Origin of the sequence: Megasphaera vaginalis (ex Srinivasan et al. 2021), from assembly GCF_000478965.1 — a bacterium.
Lineage (GTDB): Bacteria > Bacillota > Negativicutes > Veillonellales > Megasphaeraceae > Megasphaera > Megasphaera vaginalis.
In genome coordinates this window covers 21,946-43,559 of sequence record NZ_AWXA01000051.1, presented here as the reverse complement: position 1 = coordinate 43,559, position 21,614 = coordinate 21,946, and the positions used below count along the sequence as shown (strand labels likewise).

Here is a 21,614-nt window from a genome sequence, read left to right as displayed (position 1 = left end):
GATAGTAGTTTTTTTTTACATAAAAGCGGCATAGAAGGAGGAGTTACAATGGACATGCAAGAAATACGTGTCAAGGCACGAGAAAAAATGAAGGGGTGCCACGTTTGTCCGCAGTGTGACGGCAAGGCCTGTATCGGCGAAATACCCGGGTTCGGCGGTCTGCGTACAGCGCGGTCTTTTATGCGCAATATTGAGGCTTTGCGTGAATACGGACTGGTCATGCGCAGCATGGTCGGCGTTGAAGAGCCGGATACGTCTGTGGAAATCCTCGGTCGAAAGTTGGCGCTTCCCGTTTTGGTGGCGCCTGTCGGCGGCATCGTTTTGAACGCAAAGGTTGACGGCGATCCGGCGGAAGTGGAACAAGCGTATGACGAAGCCGTTACGCAAGGGGCTATGGAATGCGGGACTTTGGCCTTTACCGGAGACAGCGGCGCGCCGTACATGTATGCTTCCGGTATACAGTCATGTGCGAAGCGGCCGGGTATCGTCATTCCGACGATTAAACCCCGCGAAGATGATAAGATCATCGAAAAAGCCGTGTTGGCAGAACGATCGGGAGCCTTTGCCGTTGCCTGTGATATTGACGCGGCGACGTTGATCAATATGCGGATTTTCGGACGGCCTGTCGGCCCCAAGCGTCCCGAAAGTATTCGTAAAGTTGTTCAGTCCATATCGCTGCCTTTCATCGTCAAAGGGATCATGTCTCCTGAAGAAGCGACAGCCTGTGCGGACGCGGGAGCAAAGGGTATCGTTGTCAGCAATCACGGCGGCCGTGTTCTCGACGGTATGGCCGGTACCGCCGATGTGCTGCCTGCTATTGCAGCAGCCGTCAAGGGGCGCCTGGCGATCTTTGTCGACGGCGGTGTGCGTCATGGTGAAGACGTGCTCAAAATGTTGGCTCTCGGCGCCGATGCCGTCCTCCTCGGCAGGCCCGTTTCCATCGCCGCTATCGGCGGCGGTGCGGCAGGTGTCAAGCTGGCGCTGGATACGATCCGCCGCGAGTTGGCTGATGCCATGATGATTACGGGTACGCAGAGCCTGCAGTCTGTGCCGCGGCATATTCTGCATAAGCTTTAAGGGTATAAAAAAGGTCCTCGCTTCCGCGAGGACCTTTTTTTGTCAGTCCAGGATATGCTGTTCGTTACCGCTGCGCGATAAGTCGACATTCTCCAGAGGAATGATACCGGTTTTATGTTTTGCCTTATGATATAAGTAAACGGCAAAGAAAACGGGAATACCGATATAAGCGACGCTGGCGCCGTACCAGTCGATCTCAGGTCCTGTAAAGGCCGAATAATTTTGTCCCGCCGTGACGATAAGGCAGAGGATCAAGGCCAAAATAGGGCCGAAAGGGAAGAAGGACGCCTTGTACGGCAAGGTGGATAAATCTTTGTTCTGCGCTTTGAAGGCGCGGCGGAACCGATAGTGACAGATGGCGATGCCGATCCAGGTGATAAATCCCGCCATGCCGCTGATATTGACAAGCCAGTCGTAGGCTTTGCCTTCACCGATCAGGGACGTGAGGAAAGCGGCGAGGCCGAAGATAACGGTAGCGAACAGCGCGTTCGTCGGTACGCCCCGCTTATTCAGCTTCAGGAAGCATTTCGGCGCCTGTCCCGTTTCTGCCATGGCGTAAAGCATGCGCGTCGATACGTACAAGCCGGAATTTCCCGCCGAAAGTACAGCTGTGAGGATAACGGCATTCATGATCGAAGCGGCGGCGACGAGGCCGAAGCGTTCGAATACCAGCGTGAAGGGGCTGATGGAAATATTTTCGATTGCCGTATTCAAAAGGTTTTCATCCGTATAGGGAATGAGAAAACCGATGATGATGAAAGAACCCAGATAAAAGAGGAGAATGCGCCAGAAAATGGAGTGAACAGCGCGGGGGATATTCTTTTCGGGATCTTCGCTTTCACCGGCGGCAATGCCGATCATTTCCGTTCCCTGGAAGGAAAAGCCGGCGACCATAAAGATGCTGAGCATTGCCGTAAAGCCGCCGACGAAGGGCGCTTCACCAATCGTCCAATTGACGAAGCCGGGCGACGGTTCGGGACCGACACCGATGATGAGAAGCGTGCCGACGGCGAGAAAGACGATGACTGTCAAGACCTTGATGCCGGCGAAGATAAATTCGCTTTCGCCGTACGAACGGGTGGAAAGATAATTTAAGATGAATAAGATGACGAGAAAAATACCGCTCCATACGGCTGCCGGCACATCGGGAAACCAATATTTCATGATCAGCGAACCGGCAACCAGTTCCGCTGCTACCGTAATGGCCCAGTTGAACCAATAATTCCAGCCGAGGGCGAAGCCGAGAGATTTGTCGACATACCGATTGGCGTAGGTTTCAAAGGAGCCGCTGACTGGCAGATACGCTGCCATTTCACCGAGGCTCGTCATGAGAAAATAGACCATGATGCCGATCAGCGAGTACGAGAGAAGAGCGCCGCCGGGACCGGCTGTACTGACTGTTTCCCCGCCGGCAACAAAAAGACCTGTGCCGATGGCGCCGCCGATGGCGATCATGTTCATATGGCGGGCTTTCAGACTGCGTCGCAGTTTTTGCTTGCTTTCTTCCATTCCATCACTACCTTCATGTAAAAAGTATGCTAAAAAATTGGTTTACGTTTTTATTATAGCGAATGAAGAGGTTCAATACAAACTCTTTTCATATATTTTCACGTGATGAAATGATAAAATATGAGGGAGAAGATAGTTTTTCCCTTGTCTTTATCGTATAATGAAAAATATATATTTAAAGGAATTATGTATTACAAATCGGTATGGAGTTGATACGATGGAGTTGGAAGTATGCCGTGCAGCTATTGATAAGATAGATCATCAACTGGCGCGGCTTTTGGAAGAACGGCTGCAATGGGTCGCCTCCGTCGCGGCGTATAAGCGGGCGCATCATATGGAAGTGTATGATCCCCGGCGGGAAAAAATCGTGTTGGACAGGATCGCTGCTTTGGCGCCGGATCCTGATCTTGCGCCGCACTTGCGCCGCATTTATCAAATGATCATGGATGAGAGCAAAGCCTATGAGCTGCAACGCATGAAAAGAGGATAAAATGACAGAAATTACGACGATTCAAGGCGTTATGGAACGCCTTCTGTTTGAAGCGCCCGATTCGGATTACCTTGTTTTTCGCCTTCGTCTGGAAAGCGATGATCTGTTATTGACCGTGACCGGGCACGGCAGCAAACCGCTTGTCGGGGACCGTCTTCGTATTTGCGGCGAATGGGTGCAGCACAAACGTTTCGGTAAGCAGTTTGCCGCTTCGGGATGGCAGCGTTTGGCGCCGGAGACGGCTGATGGGATCGAGAGTTTTCTGGCTTCCGGCGCCGTCGACGGCATTGGCCCCGCCTTGGCGCGCCGCATTGTGGCGGCATTCGGCATGGCGGCGATGGATATTATGGAGCGGGAGCCGGATCGTTTGCTGGAAATTGACGGTATCGGCAGGAAGAAGTTGGCCGTAATTACAGAAAGTTTCCGCGCCGAAAAAGAAGTCAACGGCGTAGCGCTTTTGTTGGAAGAGCATGGCGTAACGGGGCGATATGCTTCGCGGCTCGTACAGAAATACGGTGATGACGCGGCTTACGTTTTGGCCCATGAGCCGTATCGACTGATTCAGGAAATCGACGGTATCGGGTTTAAAACAGCCGACCAGATCGCCTTGGCCTTCGGCATGGAACCGTTTGCTGAAGAACGGCTGGCAGCCGGTATGACCTATATTTTGCAGGAACTGAATCGCAGCGGCCATGTCTGCGTGCCGGCAACTACTCTGACGGAGCGGAGTGCCGCCGTATTGCATGCCGACGAGGGACTGCTGCACGATGCCGCGGTAAGAGCCGTGCAGTGGGGGCAACTGGTTACTGCCGATTATGGCGGTACGATGTATGTGTATACGGCGGCGGCATATGAAGCGGAAACGCTCGTCGCCGAACGGATACGGGAAATGACGGCAATGAAGCCGTTACCTGTCAGGACGCACGTCTCACTGTTCTTGGATCGCCGTCAGGATACACGCCGTATCGTGCTGGCGGAAAAACAGCGGGAGGCCGTGGAGCGATCGCTGTCCTCTGGCCTGCTGGTTATTACGGGCGGTCCCGGTACGGGGAAGACGACGGTCGTGCAGACGATTATCCAGTTAGCTGAACAGGAAGGCTTAAAGATCGTCCTTTGCGCACCGACGGGACGGGCGGCTAAGCGGCTTTCGGAAACGACGGGACGGCAGGGGCAGACGATTCACAGGCTTCTGTGTCCTGCCGGTTACGTCGGCAGCAGACAGGTTTTTGAATATAATGAAACACATTTGCTGAAAGCTGACTTGGTTATTGTTGATGAAGTATCCATGCTTGACTTGGAGCTTATGGACAATCTCCTCCGGGCGCTGCCGCCTCACTGCCGCTGTATTCTCGTCGGTGATGCCGATCAGTTGCCGTCTGTCGGAGCCGGCGCCGTTCTCCACGATATCATTCGTTCGGAAACGGTTCCCGTCATCCGCCTCGAGACGATTTTTCGCCAGCATGACGGCGGTCGTATCGTTACCAATGCGCATCGCATCAATCGTGGTCAGTTGCCTATCGTCAATGAAGATGACGAGTTCCGTTTCGTAGAGATCAAAGAGGAAAAGGCAGGGGCCGAACAGATCAGTGCTCTTTATGCGGCAGAGAGCGCCGAACATGACGGTGTTTTTGCCGTCCAGGTCCTTTCGCCGATGTATCGTCAGGAATGCGGCGTCGATCAGTTGAACCGACTGATACAGGAACGTTGCAACGGGCCTGCACCGGATAAGGGTGAGATACAAGAGACCAAGGCCGTTTATCGTATCGGCGACAAAGTTATGCAGAAGCAGAATAATTATGACAAGGGCGTTTTCAACGGCGATATAGGCGTGATTTTTGCGGTGCAACAAGAGCGTATCCATGTACGTTACCCGGAGCAGGATGTGAAGTACGAAGGTCGGGAAATTGATGAGATCACGCTGGCATATGCCATTACGGTTCATAAGAGTCAGGGGAGCGAATACCATACCGTAATCATGGCGCTGACCGACAGCCATGCGATTATGTTGCAACGTAACTTGTTTTATACAGCCGTGACCAGAGCTAAGCGGAAGGTCATTCTTGTCGGGACGAAAGGAGCGCTGCACCGTGCCGTTGCCAATGTGCGTCAGAGACGGCGCTTTACGCTTCTGGCGGAGCGACTGCGGGGCGAAGAAATTTTGTAGAGAACGGCGACGAAGCGGATCATAATGCGTCTGTCTGCCGCTGTTTATCTGCTTTTGCCTGCGATCAGACGGGAGTCGTATCATGGATTTGAAAAACCAGTTTTTGAATATCCTTTTTCCGCCTCGGTGTCCCGGGTGCGGCTGTACCGTCAGCCGGCACGGCGATTGGTGCCCGAACTGTTTTAACCGCCTCTGGCAGCCGAGGCTGATTGACGGCAGCCGGCGGCAAAGGCAGCTTGACGGTTGTTATTGCCTGATGCAGTATCGCGGTGCCATGCGCCGGATTTTGCAGGCCCTTAAGTACGACCGCGCTTTTCAGTATGAAGCGGCGTGTCATACGGTTTTACAACGGGTTCCCTGGGCTGAAAGACTGCAGGATGTTGACGTTGTTATGCCGGTTCCCTTGGCGGCCGAGAAGGAATTGAACCGCACCTTTAATCAAAGTACGGTTATCTTCCGCGCTTGGGCGGAAACGCGTTGGCCGTGGTGCGACGGGCTGTTACGCCTGCGTGAGACACAGGCGCAATGGCGGCTTACAAGAGCGGAGAGGGAAGCAAACAGCAAAAAAGCCTTTGCCGTAAAAGAGACGGTTTCGGTAGATGGCCGAACGATTCTCCTTGTCGAGCAAAGATGCTTGGGATTGATACAATATTGGAAACGGTGTGCATAGCGAAAAAGTCCATATATAGCGAGGCCTAGGCAAACGTCGGCAGATGGCCGGCTTTTTTTGTGCCTAAAATCAGGAGAGCGGACTTATAGCAAAGGAGAAGAAAAAACGGCAATAAGAATACGGCAGTAACGATAGCTTTTTATCGTTACTGCCGTATTTTTTAGATTTTCTTTCCCCATTGAATACCAAACAGGGTTTCATCGTTTGGCCCCAATTTTATAACTGCATGGTTATTGAGCAGAGAAGAAATATCTGGCCCTAAATTGTCTTGTCGGTCAAATGCTATGAAGATTTGTTTTCCTCTGATGGTTGAATACAGTTGTAATAGTTGCCGTAAGTTTTCATCGGAAATATTCGGAAATAATAATGAATCGTGGGCAAGAGCTGGCAGTGGTGTCAATTTTAAAATACTTAAATCGTAAATCAGCATTCCTTTATAATTGGTGCCAGTTCCTGAATCTCTCGGTGTCTCAAAGGTATAGCTGTTGCTTTTTAGCAACCTGAGAATGGGCGCATTGTCTTCACCATGAGATATGAAGTCGCTGATTTTCTCCATTTCATCATTAATACTTTTTTCCATCTGATGCAGAAGCAATGTGGTTCGCTCTTCGTATCCATCATGACGGACGAACAGAAACAACAGATTATTGCTCTGCGCCGAGCTGGGGCCGGGTATGGCAGGATAGCGATGCAGCTCCAGATTTCTATCAATACGGTGAAGTCGTTCTGCCGGCGGCACAGTCTGGTAACCAGGATAGATGGAGCAGTATGCGAGCAGTGTGGGAAGCCTATTGATCAGAATCCGGGGCGGAAGCGGAAACGGTTCTGCTGTGATGCCTGTCGGAACAAGTGGTGGAACGCACATCTGACGCTGGTGAAGCGGAAGGCAGTCTATACTTTTACTTGCCCGGCCTGCGGAAAAGCATTCACTGTCTATGGCAATAGTCATCGGAAGTTCTGCTCTCATGATTGCTATATTGCTTACCGGTTCGGAGGTGTCCGCCATGGATAAGAAGTTATTTTTTAATGAAATAACTTTTCAGGTAACGATAAATCTGGCAAGGAAAATGTTGAATGATAAACTTATTACCAAGAAGGAGTACCAGTCCTTCAAGAAGGAAATGCTTCATAAATATCAACCGTTTTTCGGAGGGTTATACACTTGATAATTCTACTGGTTAGAGTGATATATATAGTTGGAAGGAGGGCTCAACTATGGAAAAGAAAATGTGGAAAATAGAACAGAAGGTTACCGAAATTTCCAAACGGAAGCGGGTTGCTGCCTATGCCCGAGTCTCTGTAGAGTCAGAGAGAATGCAGCATTCCCTATCGGCTCAGATTAGCTATTACAGTTCATTGATACAGAAAAATCCTACGTGGGAATATGCGGGGGTATATGCTGATTATGGTATTACTGGAACAAAGATTATTAAGAGAAAAGAGTTTCAACGTATGCTTGCAGATGCAGAAGCTAGAAAAATTGATATTATTCTTACGAAATCCATCCAGCGGTTTGCACGTAACACGGTTGACCTGCTTAAGACGGTTCGGCACCTAAAAGAGATTGGTGTCGAAGTCTGGTTTGAAAAAGAAAACATTTGTAGCCTAAGTGGTGATGGAGAGCTGATGCTGACAATCCTTGCCTCCTTTGCTCAGGAAGAAAGCCGCTCTATCAACGACAATATCAAGTGGAGGTTTCAAAAGAAATACGAAAAAGGAATTCCCCATGCAAAGTTCTTCATTTATGGGTACCGATGGAAAGATGGAGAACTAGTTATCCAGAATGAGGAAGCAGCGATTGTTCGGAGAGTCTTTAAGGGGTATTTAGCAGGGAAAACGCGAAGAGATATACAGCGAGAGCTTGCCAATATCGGAGCTCATACGATGTACGGCAACCTATTTCAGGATTCTACTATAAAGCAGATGTTGCAGAATCCTGTATATAAAGGGAACCTGGTCATTCAAAAGACCTTCGTAATAGATCCAATTACCAAACATCAGGTCATAAACCATGGAGAAAAGGATAAATATGTAGTGGAAAATCATCATGAGGCCATTATTGATGCAGCGACATTCAATCAGGTTCAGGAAGAGATGGCGTGGCGTAAGGAGGCGGGAAAGCAACGTGGCGGATATGCCAGAAATTTCCTAAACACATCCTGCTTTACAGGAATCATCAAGTGCGGTATTTGTGGAAAGAGCTACATCCATAACATAAGAAAGTACAAAGGAAAACCGAGTGAATACTGGTCGTGCCTGTCAAATAAAGGAAAAGCGGAGGAACGGTGCGGGGCCTATGGTGCCATTCCACAGCCTGCTCTTGAACGCGCTTGTATGAGTGCACTTGAAATGGCAATTTTTGATAAGACAGAGTTTTTACAGAGGGTAGAGAAAATAGTGGTGCCGGCTTATCATTCCTTGCTATTTTACTTAAAGGACGGCAAGGTTATTAAGCAGCCATGGAAATCGACAGCGTTAAAGGATATGTGGACGGAGAAACGGAAGGAACAAGTGCAGCAAAGAATGGTCCAATACCGTAAAAGTGGACTGTCCAGCCGTTATAGTGCCTTTTCAGAACGTATCTTTTGCCCGACTTGTGATGTGAAATTTGTCCGTTGTTTGGAAACACGTAAAAATAGAAGAGTAGCGTATTGGCGGAGTCGGAACAAACATAAATGTGTCCACACTAGCGGCATCCAAGAAGATTGGCTGAAAAAAACAGCGGCAGCCCTTCTTGGTGAATCTACATTTGATGAGCAAAAATTTCGGGAACAGGTGGAATGGATTGAGGTTCAGAAGAATCGGACCCTGTTGTTCCGGTTTTATTCTGGAGAAAATAAAGAGGTGCAATTGCCATGAAAAAAGTGCAGGTCATACCAGCTACACTACAGAATTACACAGAAAAACCTATTCATAGCCAGAAAAAGAGAAGGGTCGCCGGGTATGCACGCGTTTCAACCGACCGGGATGAACAGCTTACAAGTTATGAAGCACAGGTTGACTATTATACAAATTATATAAAGGGACGCAGCGACTGGGAATTCGCTGGGATGTACACGGATGAAGGAATTTCAGCGACAAATACCTTGCATAGGGAAGGCTTTAAAAGTATGATTCGTGATGCAATGGATGGCAGAATTGACCTTATCATTACGAAATCGGTCAGCCGTTTTGCGCGGAATACGGTGGATAGCTTGACAATCGTACGTAAGTTGAGAGATAACGGGGTCGAAATCTACTTTGAAAAAGAAAACATCTGGACACTAGACGCCAAAGGTGAACTTCTTATTACTATTATGAGTTCCCTAGCACAGGAGGAAAGTAGGAGTATATCAGAAAATGTCACTTGGGGACATCGGAAACGGTTTGCTGATGGGAAGGTCAGTTTGGCATTCAGTCATTTTCTTGGTTATGACAGGGGAGCGGACGGCAATCTGGTAGTGAATAAAGAGCAGGCAGAAACAGTAAAACTGATTTATCGTTTATATCTTAGCGGGTACACCTTTCATTCTATTGCAAAGAAATTGACAGAGCAAAAGATTCCAACACCTGCGAGGTGCAAAATATGGAGACCCAACACGGTGCGAAGTATTCTCATGAATGAAAAGTACAAAGGTGATGCGTTGCTTCAAAAGAAATTTACGGTGGACTTTCTTACGAAAAAAAGTAAGAGGAACGAAGGGGAAGTACCGCAATATTATGTGCAAAATAACCATGAGGCTATTATCAGTCCACAGGTATTTGACTTGGTACAGGAAGAGATGCGGAAGAGAAAAAATAGTAAAATTCGTCATAGCGGTATCTCCATTTTCTCCAGCAAAATCAAATGTGGACAGTGCGGCAGTTGGTACGGAGCCAAAGTTTGGCACTCGACTGATAAATACCGCCAGACCGTATATCGCTGTAATGATAAGTTCAAGAGACATTGTAAGACGCCACATCTGACTGAAAATGAGATAGAAAATATATTTGTCCGAGCAGTCAATCAACTTATCAAGAATAAAGATGAGATCCTTAGCAATATTATTCTGTTAAAGATTCGCCTAGTTGATACTACAGATTTGGAAAAGAAACGAAACGCATTAGAATTCAATATGAACCTGTTAGCAGAACGGGTTCAGCAACTCATCTCCGAAAATGCTTGCTTGACACAGGATCAAGTGCAATATAACCAAGAGTACAGCGAGCTAGTTAACCGCTATGAAAAAATAAAAATAAAGTATGACCAGATTTGCGATACCATGAAACAGCGTACAAGTAGGGGCCAGCAGCTAGAAAGATTTATTGAAAATTTACAGAAACAGGAATTTATTAGCATTTTTGATAAAAGACTGTGGTGCAGTTTGGTAGATTTCATTACTGTAAATGAGAAAGATGATATTTGGGTGACTTTTAAAGATGGCACAGAAATCAAAGCATAAATGGATATTTGGAAATGCAAGAGAGAAACGACATGACTTTCCGGGAAAACGGAGTACAGTATGTTAATGTATAGCATTCATATATTATTAACTTAAGCTTCACAGTTGATACCCCGCTGATTTATCTTTATTAGTAATCCGCGAAATAAAAATAGCATGAACTCATTCCGTTTTGTATAATAAAAGTAACGAAAATCCACAACACAAACGGAAGGCTTATGCCATGAATATTGTACAATATCATCACTCATGTGAAGTATCATCTTCCAAGATTCGTCAATTCTTTGCCGAATTCCATGTCAGCCAGTTCTTGCGAAACTACAATGTCTACAAGATGTGCGGCTTTGCAGTCATGACCGCAAAGCGCGTCCGAGGCAGTGTTTCAGAGGCGGTTCTTCTACCAACGGAAGCTGGAACGGTTTATTCCCAAGCAATGCCATTGCCGTAGAAACTGCTATCCTGTCCTTGCATTTGTACGATGAGCGAAACAGGGCTGTCGGTCTGTGTTTTGAGCCATTGCTGGATCTTCGCGGCATCGGTCGGGGAAAGTGGGGCCGAGACAGTGAGTTTTGCAAGAAATTGTTGTGATTGACTGCCTGATGTGCTTGCGTCCGTACTGTGGGCGGGCATGGTGCTGCCTTGGGCGGCAACAATTTGTGGAAATAGCGCAGGGAGCTGAGCATTCATAGCAACGGTGATTTGTTCATCGCTTTGCTGTGTTTGGTAGGCCGGATAATAAAGGCTCGCGAGCTCTTTATAGGATTTTCCTTTATCGTTGGCAACCAGTCCTTCGATCCGGTTCGTGATGATTTGTTGAATCTCTTTTTGACCGATGGTGTTTACATTGCCTTGCACGATGTGTAACTTGGCATCTGTCAGTTTGGAATACGACTGCATCGAGGCCTGGAGTTCTGCCACCTGATCCTCGGTTAGTGGTGTTCCAATGAGATCGACCCTTAAGAGTCCATCTTTGAAGGCATACGATACGGCACTCACTTTTTCAGAGGCGACTTCTTTTGCTATAAACGTTTTGATCTGCGTATCGCGGATGTTGTCGTTGACTGTTAGATAGGCCATGTAAATGCTAGGGATGGTGATGACGATGCCCGCGATTAGGAGAATGGTCCGCTGGTATTGCATGTGGCTTTCGTTGACCGTCGTCGATGCCGGTACGCGCAGCACCTTGAAGACTAAGAATGCGGAAAGCGTGATAAAGAATGCGTTGATAAAGAACAGGTAGAGCGCGCCAAGTACGAAGGTAGAAGAATGCGTGGCGATGCCGTAGCCTGCGGTGCAAAGCGGTGGCATCAAGGCCGTGGCAATAGCAACGCCTGGAATGACATTCGTTTTTTCTTTTCGGGTGTTACCAATGGCGCCAGCGATACCGCCTGCTAGTGCGATGATAACGTCCCAGATGGTCGGGGATGTGCGCGCTAAGAGTTCGGAAGATGCATCGCTGATGGGCGAAAGAGAAAAATAAATCGCCGAGGTAATCAAGGCGAAGGAGACTTGGAAGCCAAGCTTTACCATCGAATCCTTGATAAATTGCATGTCATAGGTTGCCATTCCGTAGCCTGTTGCGACAAGGCCACCCATTAAAGGGGAAATGAGCATGGCACCGATGATGACTGCGGTGCTGTTCATATTGAGGCCGACGGACGCAATGAGGATTGCGGTGATTAGAATGACGAGATTTGCGTCTTTCACCGAAGCATCGGACGCGATCCGCTGTCGGATTTCAGAGAATGGGGCCGAGTCGCCCTTGAGGTCTAAGAGTTGTGAAAAATTGAAGTTCATAGGGATAGATCTCCTTTCTGTTAGTTCCTATCTTTCATGATAGCATATTTTTCTCCGGAAAATCATTGTTGTACAGAAAAGTCTGATAATAATAGGTAAAATAGGAATAAAAGGAGTATTCTCGAGAATTTTTATATTGGCTAATTGTATAATGAAACTGAACACATAAAAAGATCCATAGCGAATACCTTCATGTTATGATTTATAATGGGCCCCTTGTCTAGACCACAGTAAAATGGAGTAGCACAGAAGTTAACATTGGCGATGTTATACAATTTTGGAACCCCGGTGATGAGGCGTGGACTCACGCTGGTATTATAACAAATCTAGACACCCCCTATGGAATTACATATGCCGGACATACTGATGATCATTTTCAAAGGCCACTAAGTGATGTATACCCGGATTCTTATACTGAGGTACGCTTTTTATGCCCAATAGACACTATTGATTAAGTACTCATGCTATGGGAAAATAGGTTAGAAGCGAATGATATAGGGGTGCGATAATTTTAAAATAAGGATTATACGCTGAATATAAGTGTATGATCCTTATTTTTATGAAATTAATAAAGTTAACTGCAATATTTTCAAAGTTAAGATTTGTCGTAATTTGAAGAATTATAAATTAATTCTTCAAATCGACTTTTAACTATTGCGGATCTGGGCAACTTCATTGCAATTAATAAAGAAATTCCTAGTGAGAAAGGAGTTAGAAAAAATAAGAGGGGTTAAAATTAGTATCCACCTATTTTTTTTTAAACATGCACACGGGGGTGTTCGAAATTCTGACTATCGTTCTATTGTATCAAATACAAACACCTTTGAGATGATATTTATACGACGGGGGCTACCTTGCAAAGTTGCGCGGCGGCTTTGAAATGTCGAGGCGCTGTCGCCGTGTACGGTCTCGTCATGGCCAGCAATGCCAAGTAAGACAGTTGTCCTCTGCCGCGTACGTGACGAAACAGGAGCCTTTTCGGTCTTATCTCTACGTTAACGAAACTGTCGATCATACCCATAAGCCTGAAATCGTTCAGTTTTTTACGGATATGGATTTGCGCCGCAGTTTTTTAGCGACCATTCGCGGCGCTTTTCGGAAAGGCCCAGGCAGTGACGGTCTTGTGGCTGCAGATTACGACTTTTTTTCTGGAGATCAGCATCGTTGGAGCGCAATCCGGGACGGCGGCCCGGAAGGCTTTAGCGCAGGCCTCGTCTTCTCTGCAGAGAGAACCGTTTTTGTGCAGTACAGCGCTTTTGAATCCGGAACTGCTGATTGATGACCTGCATAGCAACTGTTGTTTTCAACCGTTATCATATTGACGAATATCGATGGTATGGTATAATTTATCATATAGATATACATATATATGATAAGAGGTGTAGCGATGTTTACGTTCATTCAGCGTGAAATCCTGGGGATGAAGTGGCTGTCCGTAGTCTTTGGCGACCTTCTTGCGGCAGTCGGGCTTGATCTGAACGGACCGGTAGGCGGCAGTATTCATTTCTTTTTATATGACGTCAGCAAAATTACGATTCTTTTGTGTGTCCTGATTTTTTTGATTTCCTATATACAAAGTTTTTTTCCGCCTGAACGCAGCAGGAAACTGTTGGGGAACGTTCACGGTATCGGCGCCAATGTTTTGGGAGCTTTGCTGGGAACTGTTACGCCTTTTTGTTCCTGCTCTTCTATTCCGTTGTTTATGGGCTTTACAAGTGCAGGCTTGCCGCTGGGAGTAACCTTTTCCTTTCTCATTTCTTCGCCTATGGTCGATTTGGGAAGTCTGATTCTGCTTATCGGGGTTTTCGGCTACCGAATAGCCTTTCTCTATGTTCTTGTCGGGCTGGGCATTGCCGTCGCCGGCGGAACTGTGATCGAGCGCCTTCATTTGGAAGCGGAAGTGGCGGATTTTATTTATCATGCGCCCCTTTCAGCTCAGGCTGCGGCGCCGGAATTGACTGTCAGTGACCGCTGCCGGTATGCATGGGAACAGATGACCGGTACCTTTCAACGGGTATTTCCCTATATTCTTGCCGGTGTCGCCGTCGGCGCTATGATCCATAATTGGATTCCCGAAGCGGTGATCGGAGAAATTCTTGGCGTTCATAATCCTTTTGGCGTTGTCTTGGCTACGCTGGTCGGCGTGCCTATGTATGCCGATATTTTCGGGACGATACCGGTTGCGGAGGCGTTGCTGGGAAAAGGGGCTTTGCTGGGCCCCGTGCTCAGCTTTATGATGGCGGTTACGACGTTGAGTCTCCCTTCTCTCATTATGCTGAAGAAGGTCGTAAAGCCGAAACTCTTGTATACGTTCGTCGCCATCTGTGTCAGCGGTATTATTTTCGTCGGTTACGTGTTCAATTTGTTTCAGCATGTACTTATGTGAGGAGTGTTTGTATGAATGCCGTTGATGCCGCAGTTATCTGCAAGACCTTGGGAGATTCCAACAGAATGACCATTGTTCAGCTGTTGACGGACGGAGAATTATGCGCCTGTGATTTGTTGGCATATTTTCGTATTACACAGCCGACGCTTTCGCATCACATGAAGGTGTTGATAGAGTGTAATCTGGTCAGATCCAGAAAAGAATGGAAAAATACGTATTACTCGCTGAATTGCGAAACTGTTACCGCTTTTAGGAATTACATTGAGTCACTGCGCTGTGACGGCAAAAACGGATGGCGTGCGTCCTCTTGTTGTTCGCCGTCCCGTGCAGAGGAGTTTGAATAGTGCGGAAAAAGACATTTTTGCATTGTCCGGCAGACCGATGCTGGCGCTCCGGATGAGGAGATGATTTACTTGTGAGTAAACCGAGGATAGCCTTTATTTGTATACGCAACTCCTGTCGCAGTCAGATTGCCGAAGCGTTCGGCCATACCTTGGCAGGCGATGTTTTTACAAGCTGTTCGGCAGGAACGGAGATTGCAACGGAGCTTGATCGCGGCGCAGTGCGTATCATGAAAAACGTATATGGTATCGACATGGCGGCGGCCGGGCAAAAAAATAAAACACTGGACCAACTGCCGCCGCTAGATGGTCTCATCACGATGGGCTGTGGCGTACAATGTCCGGTTCATCCTGCAAAATGGAAACGGAACTGGGATTTGGTAGATCCAGTCGGGAAAAGTGATGCCCTGTATTTGGCCGTGATTCAGGAAATAAAAGAAAGAGTGATGGCCCTTAAAATGGAAATGGAAAGGAGGGGGAAAGATGGATATTAAGGTTATTGGCGGCGGCTGCAGCAAATGTGAAAAAATGTTGGAAGCAGTAAAAAAAGCTGTCAATCATTGCGGTATCGACGCCGATATACAGTATGTCACAGATTTTTCCGCAATTGCCGGTTATGGAATTATGCGTACGCCGGCGCTCATGATTGACGGAAGCGTCGTTTTAAGCGGCCGCGTACCGACTGTCGGGGAGATTGAAAAATACCTGTGATCATATGCTGCGCTTTGTTCTTGGATCGGCAGAGGCAGCAGGGCGGTAATTTTTCGCAGACAGGCCGAAAAGAAAACAGGCACGGTATTCGCCTTGCGGCGGGTACCGTGCCTGTTTTGTATATATTATCCTAATGTTTCAATGAAAGCCTTGACGATTTCCGGATCAAAGAGCAGACCGGAGGCGCTGAACAGCTCGCGTACGGCCTGTTGTTTCGTCTTTGCCCAAAATTCTGTCGACGGGTTGATGATCGTGTCATAATAATCGGCAACGGCGATGATGCGGGCGCCGAAAGGAATATTGGCGCCGCGGAGGTGTTTCGGAAAGCCGGAGCCGTCCCACCGCTCATGGTGATAGCGGATGTAGGGGACGATATCCTGGCAGCAGGGGATGTTTTCCAAGACGTTTCCGCCGGCGGCGGCATGCCGCTTATAAGTCGCTTTTTCCGTGCGGTTCAGATAAGGCATCTTGGACAGGAGCGAATTGGAAACGAAGAGCATCCCGATGTCATGCAACAGTGCGGCGTGTTTGATTTGGACTATTTCGCTTTTCGGCAATGCCAATTTGGTCGCAATACTGACGCTGTAATTGGCGACCTGGAGAGAATGCATGTAGAGACGTTGGTTTTTTAATTGGATAAAAGCAAGGAGCGCAGTCGTGATCGAATCGAGGGAGTCCTTTTCTTCAGCAGCGATGCCTGCCGCTTGCCGTAATGATAACATGTACATACATACAGAACCTTTCCATTCGGAATGTTAATTTTTCTTGCGGAAATTGCGGAATTGGTGAGTACGCTTCGGATGCCGCAAAATGTTCAGCATGGTAGCACTCGTCTTTTTTATGCGGGCTCCCGTGTTTTTCACACGGCGAACTGCCGTAATCTTTGAATTGCGTTTAGGACGCATATCACGAATCGAGCCGAAATCACCGCGCCGTACGCTGGTCGCCTTGATGCGGTCGGAATGGAGGGAGCTCTTTAAGGAACTCATGATCTGGTTGGCTTTGATGTCGCTGTTGAAGCTGTAAATGTCGACAGCCGTATAAGCCAGTTCGGGGTATACATGAATGCAGATGTGTGATTGATCTGAAACAGCCATGCACACCAACTCTTCGTCAAGACGAAAGAATGTGATGTCGTTCAATGCGGCGCCTACGACTGCCAGCGCCTGTTCAACAAAAGGGCGCAATTCTTCCGGTTCATGGAATTCGCAGCGGCAGTTATAAAAATCAATAAGTAAATGTTTACCCAACGTAGTATTCATGATATTCACCTGTTCGTAAGTTACGCCTTATTATATAATTTTTTCTCTTTCTTGTAAATAACCTTGCAGGGGCCGACGCATGAGTCTCTTCCCGGCGAACAGCGTAAAACGGACATAAAAAGAAGGCTCCAGTTGCAGGTGGAGCCTTCGGGAAGAGGAAATCAGACAGTTTCGCGCTTCGGTGTGAAGGTAAAGGCGTCATCGACATAATCGATGGAGACCGTGTCACATTCTCGGACGTCGCCGGCAATGAGCTTGCGACTGAGCGCTGTTTCTACGGTGTGGACAATCAGACGGCGCAGGGGACGGGCTCCGAAATGAGCGTCGAAGCCTTGTGCCGCCAACTGATCGAGGGCCTTTTCGCTGTACGTCAAGGTGACTTTGACCTGTTTTTCCAAGCGGTCGCTTAAGCGTTGGAGTAAGATTTCGGCAATGTGGCGTACCTGTTGCTCTTGTAATGCCTTGAAGACGATGGTGTCGTCTACGCGGTTGAGAAATTCGGGCCGGAAGTATTGCTTTAAAAGTTCCCGGACCGCTTTTTCCGCTTCGTCAAAGTCGTCGCGTTCCAGAATTTCATGGGAGCCGAGATTACTGGTCATGATGATGACCGTGTTTTTAAAGTTTACGACGCGTCCTTTGCCGTCGGTGAGACGACCGTCGTCAAGGATCTGTAAAAGGACGTTGAAGATATCGGGATGCGCTTTTTCGATTTCATCGAGCAGAATGACACTGTACGGACGGCGGCGTACGGCTTCTGTCAGCTGACCGCCTTCGTCGTAGCCGACATAGCCGGGAGGCGCTCCGATGAGGCGGGATACGGTGTGCTTTTCCATGTATTCGCTCATATCGATGCGGATAATATTGCGTTCATCATCAAAAAGTGATTCGGCCAATGTTTTTGCCAGCTCCGTCTTGCCGACGCCGGTCGGTCCGAGGAAGATAAACGAGCCGATAGGGCGGTTCGGGTCTTTAATGCCGGCTCGCGCTCTGATAATGGCGTCACTGACAACGTGAACCGCTTCATCCTGCCCGACGACGCGGCGGTGCAGCACGTCTTCCAAGTGCAGCAGTTTTTCTCGTTCGCCTGTCATCATCTTGGTGACGGGAATGCCTGTCCAGCGGCTGACGACTTGCGCGATATCTTCTTCGCCGACTTCTTCTTTCAATAGACGTGTGCCGTTTTCCGAGGCCAGACGGTTTTCCTGATCGGCCAGTTCTTTTTCCAACTCCGGCAGCTTGCCGTACTTCAACTCCGACGCTTTAGCCAGGTTGTAGTCGTGCTCTGCCTGTTCCATTTGATGGCGGACTTCGTCGAGTTCTTTTTTGATGGCCTGTGTATGAAGGATAGATTGCTTTTCACTGTCCCATTTTTCTTGCAGCGCCTTTTCCTCTTTTTTCAATTCGGCTTTTTTGTCGGTGATCTTGGCCAGTCGTTCTTTTGAGGCGTCATCCGTTTCTTTCGTCAGCGACTGTTCTTCGATTTCAAGTTGCATGATCTTATGCCGGATGTCGTCGAGGGGCGACGGCATCGATTCGATTTCCGTCCGCAATTTGGCGGCGGCTTCGTCGACAAGGTCGATTGCTTTATCTGGCAGGAAGCGGTCGGAAATGTATCGGTCCGAGAGAACGGCTGCCGAAACCAGTGCTTTATCGCGGATCCGGACGCCGTGATGTACTTCGTAGCGTTCCTTCAAACCGCGCAAAATCGTGATCGTGTCTTCTACAGACGGTTGATTGACCATGACCGGCTGGAAGCGGCGTTCCAAGGCGGCGTCTTTTTCAATATATTTCTGGTATTCGTTCAGCGTTGTGGCGCCGATGCAGCGCAGCTCACCGCGAGCCAGCATCGGTTTCAGCAAGTTCCCTGCATCCATGGAGCCTTCCGAGGCGCCGGCGCCGACGACGGTGTGAATTTCGTCGATGAAGAGGAGTATCTGTCCCGCCGATTTGGCGATTTCGTTCAGCACGGATTTCAGCCGTTCTTCAAATTCTCCGCGGTACTTGGCGCCGGCAATGAGTGCGCCTAGATCAAGAGAGTAAAGCGTCTTGTTCTTCAACGATTCGGGTACGTCGCCGGAAATGATGCGCCGCGCCAGTCCTTCGACGATGGCCGTTTTGCCGACGCCCGGTTCGCCGATGAGGACGGGATTGTTTTTCGTGCGCCGCGACAGAATTTCGATTGTGCGGCGGATTTCGTCATCTCTGCCGATTACGGGATCAAGTTTGCCCTGACGGGCCGCTGCCGTCAGATCGCGGCCGTATTTTTCAAGGGCTTTGTAGTTTCCTTCCGGATTATCGCTGGTAACGGATTGCTTTTTATTTTCTTTGATAATCCGGCGGATCTTGTCGCCTGTCAGGCCGAATTGCCGGCATACTTCCTGAATTTTGGCATCGCCTTCTTCCACGATGGCTTCAATGAGGTGTTCGGTACTGATAAATTCATCGTGCATCCCGTCGGCGCGCTGCTGCGCTTTGCCAATGATGCGGACCATTTCCGTCGACATGGATAATTGGCTCTGTCCTTTGACCGAAGGAATCTGCTTCAGCAGCTGTTCCAAACGTGCCTGCAACATCGGAATATCTGTCTGGCATTCACTGAAAATGGTGGACAATAACCCTTCGGGATCCTTTGTCAGTCCCAAGAGAAGGTGGACTGCCGTGATTTGCTGATGATAGTGGAGGGCCGCTGTTTGCTGCGCTTCCTGAAATGCTTCCATAACTTTCTGTGTATATTTTTCGTTTCCCATGATAAAGACTCCTTTCATCGTGCCGTCTTTGGGACGTGCTGTCATAGAGCAAGAGCGATTGGAACTCTCTTCAAGTATCATTATACCTGTTAAAGTCAAAAAGTCAAATAAAAATAAAAAGAATTTGTCTTTTTGATTTTTGTGAGCGGCGAAATCGCCGGCGCGGCGTTATACATGAGACAAAAGCTAAAATAATATGGAGCGGACAGGTGCGTCCAAGTTGCAGCAGGAGCATGATATAAAAAAAGGCCGATACAAGGTATCAGCCTTTTGGGCAGGTGTTTTCTTTTCGTAGACAATCCAAGACGCGCAGGGCGTTTTCTTTGATGATGGGAATAAAGGTTTTCTGACTGTAATGAGCAGGCAAATACGGAAGCAGCGGGTTATCTTGCCCCAAGAGGCAAACGAGAAAGGGTGACATCATACTGACAATGGCGCCGTAGAGACGAGGATCTTTCTTATCGTAGCCCAGATAGTCGCTGAAAAGAGAAAGAATCATTTCCATTTTCGGGAGCGCTTTGCTCGTCAGGATTTGTCCGATAAACGGTGACGGCGCCAGCATCTCTTTCAGCCACAGGCGTATTTGCCAGTTATCTTCGGCAAAGTCCGCTTCCAGAAGGCGACTGATGACGGATGCAATCTTTTCTCTGGATGAAGCGGTACGCTGACAGATGGCCGTCAGTTCATCCATGCTGAGCAGGTAGTTTTGCACTTCTTCTAATAAGGCGATGTACAGACCGTCACGGCTGCCAAAATGATAGTTAACGGCGGCTATGTTGACTTGAGCCGCTTCACAGATCTGTTTGCTTGTCGTTTTGCTGTAGCCATTGGCGGCAATGAGATGACCGGCGCAGATGAGTATTTTATTTCTCGTTTCCTTACCGTCTTCGCGGTGTGTTGCTGTTTTCATAGGGGTACCTTCTTTACGACAACTTGTGGCGGAACAGCCACGCTGCTGCAGGGAGCGTAACGGCAGCAATGCTGAGCATAGGGATGAAGTTGCGCCAAATCAGACTGAGACCGGCGCCTTCCAGATAAATGCGTCGGATCGCTTCAATGGCAAAACGTGTCGGGTTAGCATAGGTTGCATAATACAGGATATCCGGCATGTTGCGGACCGGTGTTGCCAACCCGGAAAGAAGCAGCATGGGCAGCAGGAAAACAAAACAATAGACCATGACTTGCTGCATGTTTTGAGCTACTGCCGAAATGGATAGTCCAATGCCGACGCAGCTGATGAGGAATAAAAAGACCGTGATGTAGAAGAGCGCCAGTGAGCCGACCATGGCGACGTGAAACCAGAAAACAGCGATGCAGAGCATCAATGTAGCTTGCACCAGACCAATGACGATAGGCGGAACGGCTTTCCCGATGAGAATTTCGCCGGGGCGCAGCGGTGTGACGAGAAGCTGCTCAAACGTTCCCTGTTCTCTTTCTCTGGCAACGGATAATCCGGCCAAGATCATGACTTGTGTCAGGGCGATCATGGGGATGAGAGAGGGGAGAAACATCCAGCGGGAAATCAGATTGGGATTGTACCAGGAAATCGTTTGTACCGTAATGAGCGGAGGGCTTTGACGCAGTTCCTGTGTATATGAGGCGGCTGCGGCTGCCGTATAGGATACCGTCATGGCGGAGGACATAATGTTTTTTCCGTCGGTAATCACTTGAACCGCGGCGGTTTCGCCGGCAGCAATGCGGTCGGCAAAATCGGCGGGAATCGTAATCACTGCCAAGACATCGCCGGAGTCGACTGCCGCTGCGATGTCCGCTGTGCCGGACAGATTCTGGCGGCGCGTGAAAATGCCGCTGCCGTCTAGCTTGCTTAGGAACGCCGCGGAGTAGGCACTGTGGCTCTGATCCACAAGAGCATAAGGAATGTCATTCAAGTTATATGTAGCCGTATAGCCGAAAAGAAATCCCTGAACCAGCACAGGCAGCAAAAGAATGACGCGGCTTTTGGAGTCTTTCAGCGTCGTTAGAAATTCTTTGCGGATCAGATGGAGAATGATCGAGAGCGAAGCGAGGTATCGGTTCAT

20 protein-coding genes and 1 pseudogene are annotated in these 21,614 nt (G+C 48.5%); 13 read left to right on the top strand and 8 right to left on the bottom strand.

The window, feature by feature from the left end:
• Positions 1–48 precede the first annotated feature (48 nt).
• Positions 49–1,077 (top strand): alpha-hydroxy-acid oxidizing protein, encoded by a 1,029-nt coding sequence (locus HMPREF1250_RS08830; RefSeq protein ID WP_023054383.1) that lies wholly within the window; start codon positions 49–51, stop codon positions 1,075–1,077.
• Positions 1,078–1,119: 42 nt separating this feature from the next.
• On the opposite strand, the gene HMPREF1250_RS08825 is transcribed toward HMPREF1250_RS08830, so the two are convergent.
• Complete coding sequence (locus HMPREF1250_RS08825; RefSeq protein WP_023054361.1) at positions 1,120–2,586, bottom strand: amino acid permease; 1,467 nt, start codon at positions 2,584–2,586, stop codon at positions 1,120–1,122.
• A 217-nt stretch (positions 2,587–2,803) separates the two neighbouring features.
• Between HMPREF1250_RS08825 and HMPREF1250_RS08820 the strand changes: the two genes are divergently transcribed.
• From HMPREF1250_RS08820 to HMPREF1250_RS08810, 3 genes are all read left to right on the top strand, one after another.
• Positions 2,804–3,076 (top strand): chorismate mutase, encoded by a 273-nt coding sequence (locus tag HMPREF1250_RS08820; RefSeq protein ID WP_036243164.1) that lies wholly within the window; start codon positions 2,804–2,806, stop codon positions 3,074–3,076.
• 1 nt (position 3,077) lies between these two features.
• Entirely contained in the window at positions 3,078–5,240 is a 2,163-nt protein-coding gene (locus HMPREF1250_RS08815; RefSeq protein ID WP_023054346.1) for an ATP-dependent RecD-like DNA helicase, read from the top strand.
• A gap of 82 nt (positions 5,241–5,322) precedes the next feature.
• A complete protein-coding gene (locus HMPREF1250_RS08810; protein WP_023054340.1) occupies positions 5,323–5,910 on the top strand; it encodes a ComF family protein in 588 nt (195 codons plus the stop codon).
• A 160-nt stretch (positions 5,911–6,070) separates the two neighbouring features.
• Here HMPREF1250_RS08810 and HMPREF1250_RS11855 read toward each other — a convergent pair whose 3' ends face one another.
• Positions 6,071–6,859, bottom strand: a complete 789-nt coding sequence (locus HMPREF1250_RS11855; RefSeq protein ID WP_023054358.1) for a DUF2326 domain-containing protein — start codon at positions 6,857–6,859, stop codon at positions 6,071–6,073.
• Between HMPREF1250_RS11855 and HMPREF1250_RS12230 the strand changes: the two genes are divergently transcribed.
• From HMPREF1250_RS12230 to HMPREF1250_RS08795, 3 genes are read left to right on the top strand one after another with little or no spacing between them, the layout of a single operon-like run.
• The gene (locus tag HMPREF1250_RS12230) at positions 6,846–7,076 is read left to right on the top strand and encodes an SHOCT domain-containing protein (protein WP_328512816.1); all 231 of its coding nucleotides are present in this window, start codon (positions 6,846–6,848) and stop codon (positions 7,074–7,076) included. The genes HMPREF1250_RS11855 and HMPREF1250_RS12230 overlap by 14 nt on opposite strands.
• A gap of 49 nt (positions 7,077–7,125) precedes the next feature.
• Complete coding sequence (locus tag HMPREF1250_RS08800; RefSeq protein ID WP_023054349.1) at positions 7,126–8,769, top strand: recombinase family protein; 1,644 nt, start codon at positions 7,126–7,128, stop codon at positions 8,767–8,769.
• Positions 8,766–10,331, top strand: a complete 1,566-nt coding sequence (locus HMPREF1250_RS08795; protein WP_023054281.1) for a recombinase family protein — start codon at positions 8,766–8,768, stop codon at positions 10,329–10,331. The genes HMPREF1250_RS08800 and HMPREF1250_RS08795 overlap by 4 nt, the downstream gene beginning before the upstream one ends.
• A gap of 420 nt (positions 10,332–10,751) precedes the next feature.
• Here the strand turns inward: HMPREF1250_RS08795 and HMPREF1250_RS08790 are convergent, their stop codons facing one another.
• On the bottom strand, positions 10,752–12,128 hold the full coding sequence (locus HMPREF1250_RS08790; RefSeq protein ID WP_023054283.1) for a DUF389 domain-containing protein: 1,377 nt from the start codon (positions 12,126–12,128) through the stop codon (positions 10,752–10,754).
• A 248-nt stretch (positions 12,129–12,376) separates the two neighbouring features.
• Between HMPREF1250_RS08790 and HMPREF1250_RS12315 the strand changes: the two are divergent.
• The 6 genes and pseudogenes from HMPREF1250_RS12315 to HMPREF1250_RS08765 form a co-directional block, all read left to right on the top strand.
• Positions 12,377–12,583: pseudogene (locus HMPREF1250_RS12315) on the top strand (amidase domain-containing protein); the annotation flags it as partial.
• 425 nt (positions 12,584–13,008) lie between these two features.
• Positions 13,009–13,407: a hypothetical protein gene (locus tag HMPREF1250_RS08785; RefSeq protein WP_155914516.1), complete on the top strand. Its 399-nt coding sequence runs from the start codon at positions 13,009–13,011 to the stop codon at positions 13,405–13,407.
• Between the two features lie 108 nt (positions 13,408–13,515).
• Complete coding sequence (locus HMPREF1250_RS08780; RefSeq protein ID WP_023054308.1) at positions 13,516–14,514, top strand: permease; 999 nt, start codon at positions 13,516–13,518, stop codon at positions 14,512–14,514.
• Positions 14,515–14,525: 11 nt separating this feature from the next.
• On the top strand, positions 14,526–14,858 hold the full coding sequence (locus tag HMPREF1250_RS08775) for an ArsR/SmtB family transcription factor (protein WP_023054297.1): 333 nt from the start codon (positions 14,526–14,528) through the stop codon (positions 14,856–14,858).
• Between the two features lie 71 nt (positions 14,859–14,929).
• Positions 14,930–15,349, top strand: coding sequence for a low molecular weight phosphatase family protein (locus HMPREF1250_RS08770; RefSeq protein WP_023054298.1), 420 nt, complete (start codon positions 14,930–14,932; stop codon positions 15,347–15,349).
• Complete coding sequence (locus HMPREF1250_RS08765; protein ID WP_023054309.1) at positions 15,339–15,566, top strand: thioredoxin family protein; 228 nt, start codon at positions 15,339–15,341, stop codon at positions 15,564–15,566. Before HMPREF1250_RS08770 ends, HMPREF1250_RS08765 begins: the two co-directional genes overlap by 11 nt.
• A gap of 125 nt (positions 15,567–15,691) precedes the next feature.
• On the opposite strand, the gene HMPREF1250_RS08760 is transcribed toward HMPREF1250_RS08765, so the two are convergent.
• The 5 genes from HMPREF1250_RS08760 to HMPREF1250_RS08740 form a co-directional block, all read right to left on the bottom strand.
• Positions 15,692–16,294 (bottom strand): HD-GYP domain-containing protein, encoded by a 603-nt coding sequence (locus HMPREF1250_RS08760; protein ID WP_023054314.1) that lies wholly within the window; start codon positions 16,292–16,294, stop codon positions 15,692–15,694.
• 27 nt (positions 16,295–16,321) lie between these two features.
• Positions 16,322–16,828 (bottom strand): S-adenosylmethionine decarboxylase family protein, encoded by a 507-nt coding sequence (locus HMPREF1250_RS08755; protein WP_023054374.1) that lies wholly within the window; start codon positions 16,826–16,828, stop codon positions 16,322–16,324.
• Between the two features lie 161 nt (positions 16,829–16,989).
• Positions 16,990–19,575, bottom strand: coding sequence for an ATP-dependent chaperone ClpB (clpB, locus tag HMPREF1250_RS08750; RefSeq protein ID WP_036243126.1), 2,586 nt, complete (start codon positions 19,573–19,575; stop codon positions 16,990–16,992).
• 262 nt (positions 19,576–19,837) lie between these two features.
• Positions 19,838–20,485: a TetR/AcrR family transcriptional regulator gene (locus tag HMPREF1250_RS08745; protein WP_023054330.1), complete on the bottom strand. Its 648-nt coding sequence runs from the start codon at positions 20,483–20,485 to the stop codon at positions 19,838–19,840.
• A 13-nt stretch (positions 20,486–20,498) separates the two neighbouring features.
• Positions 20,499–21,614: an ABC transporter permease gene (locus tag HMPREF1250_RS08740; RefSeq protein WP_023054339.1), complete on the bottom strand. Its 1,116-nt coding sequence runs from the start codon at positions 21,612–21,614 to the stop codon at positions 20,499–20,501.

What these genes read in the sequence shown, in the direction of transcription:
- HMPREF1250_RS08830 (WP_023054383.1), top strand. Translation starts at nt 49, where the DNA reads ATGGACATGCAAGAAATACGTGTCAAGGCACGAGAAAAAATGAAGGGG.
- HMPREF1250_RS08825 (WP_023054361.1), bottom strand. Translation starts at nt 2,586, where the DNA reads ATGGAAGAAAGCAAGCAAAAACTGCGACGCAGTCTGAAAGCCCGCCAT.
- HMPREF1250_RS08820 (WP_036243164.1), top strand. Translation starts at nt 2,804, where the DNA reads ATGGAGTTGGAAGTATGCCGTGCAGCTATTGATAAGATAGATCATCAA.
- HMPREF1250_RS08815 (WP_023054346.1), top strand. Translation starts at nt 3,078, where the DNA reads ATGACAGAAATTACGACGATTCAAGGCGTTATGGAACGCCTTCTGTTT.
- HMPREF1250_RS08810 (WP_023054340.1), top strand. Translation starts at nt 5,323, where the DNA reads ATGGATTTGAAAAACCAGTTTTTGAATATCCTTTTTCCGCCTCGGTGT.
- HMPREF1250_RS12230 (WP_328512816.1), top strand. Translation starts at nt 6,846, where the DNA reads ATGGCAATAGTCATCGGAAGTTCTGCTCTCATGATTGCTATATTGCTT.
- HMPREF1250_RS11855 (WP_023054358.1), bottom strand. Translation starts at nt 6,859, where the DNA reads ATGACTATTGCCATAGACAGTGAATGCTTTTCCGCAGGCCGGGCAAGT.
- HMPREF1250_RS08800 (WP_023054349.1), top strand. Translation starts at nt 7,126, where the DNA reads ATGGAAAAGAAAATGTGGAAAATAGAACAGAAGGTTACCGAAATTTCC.
- HMPREF1250_RS08795 (WP_023054281.1), top strand. Translation starts at nt 8,766, where the DNA reads ATGAAAAAAGTGCAGGTCATACCAGCTACACTACAGAATTACACAGAA.
- HMPREF1250_RS08790 (WP_023054283.1), bottom strand. Translation starts at nt 12,128, where the DNA reads ATGAACTTCAATTTTTCACAACTCTTAGACCTCAAGGGCGACTCGGCC.
- HMPREF1250_RS08785 (WP_155914516.1), top strand. Translation starts at nt 13,009, where the DNA reads ATGTCGAGGCGCTGTCGCCGTGTACGGTCTCGTCATGGCCAGCAATGC.
- HMPREF1250_RS08780 (WP_023054308.1), top strand. Translation starts at nt 13,516, where the DNA reads ATGTTTACGTTCATTCAGCGTGAAATCCTGGGGATGAAGTGGCTGTCC.
- HMPREF1250_RS08775 (WP_023054297.1), top strand. Translation starts at nt 14,526, where the DNA reads ATGAATGCCGTTGATGCCGCAGTTATCTGCAAGACCTTGGGAGATTCC.
- HMPREF1250_RS08765 (WP_023054309.1), top strand. Translation starts at nt 15,339, where the DNA reads ATGGATATTAAGGTTATTGGCGGCGGCTGCAGCAAATGTGAAAAAATG.
- HMPREF1250_RS08760 (WP_023054314.1), bottom strand. Translation starts at nt 16,294, where the DNA reads ATGTACATGTTATCATTACGGCAAGCGGCAGGCATCGCTGCTGAAGAA.
- HMPREF1250_RS08755 (WP_023054374.1), bottom strand. Translation starts at nt 16,828, where the DNA reads ATGAATACTACGTTGGGTAAACATTTACTTATTGATTTTTATAACTGC.
- clpB (WP_036243126.1), bottom strand. Translation starts at nt 19,575, where the DNA reads ATGGGAAACGAAAAATATACACAGAAAGTTATGGAAGCATTTCAGGAA.
- HMPREF1250_RS08745 (WP_023054330.1), bottom strand. Translation starts at nt 20,485, where the DNA reads ATGAAAACAGCAACACACCGCGAAGACGGTAAGGAAACGAGAAATAAA.
- HMPREF1250_RS08740 (WP_023054339.1), bottom strand. Translation starts at nt 21,614, where the DNA reads ATGAACCGATACCTCGCTTCGCTCTCGATCATTCTCCATCTGATCCGC.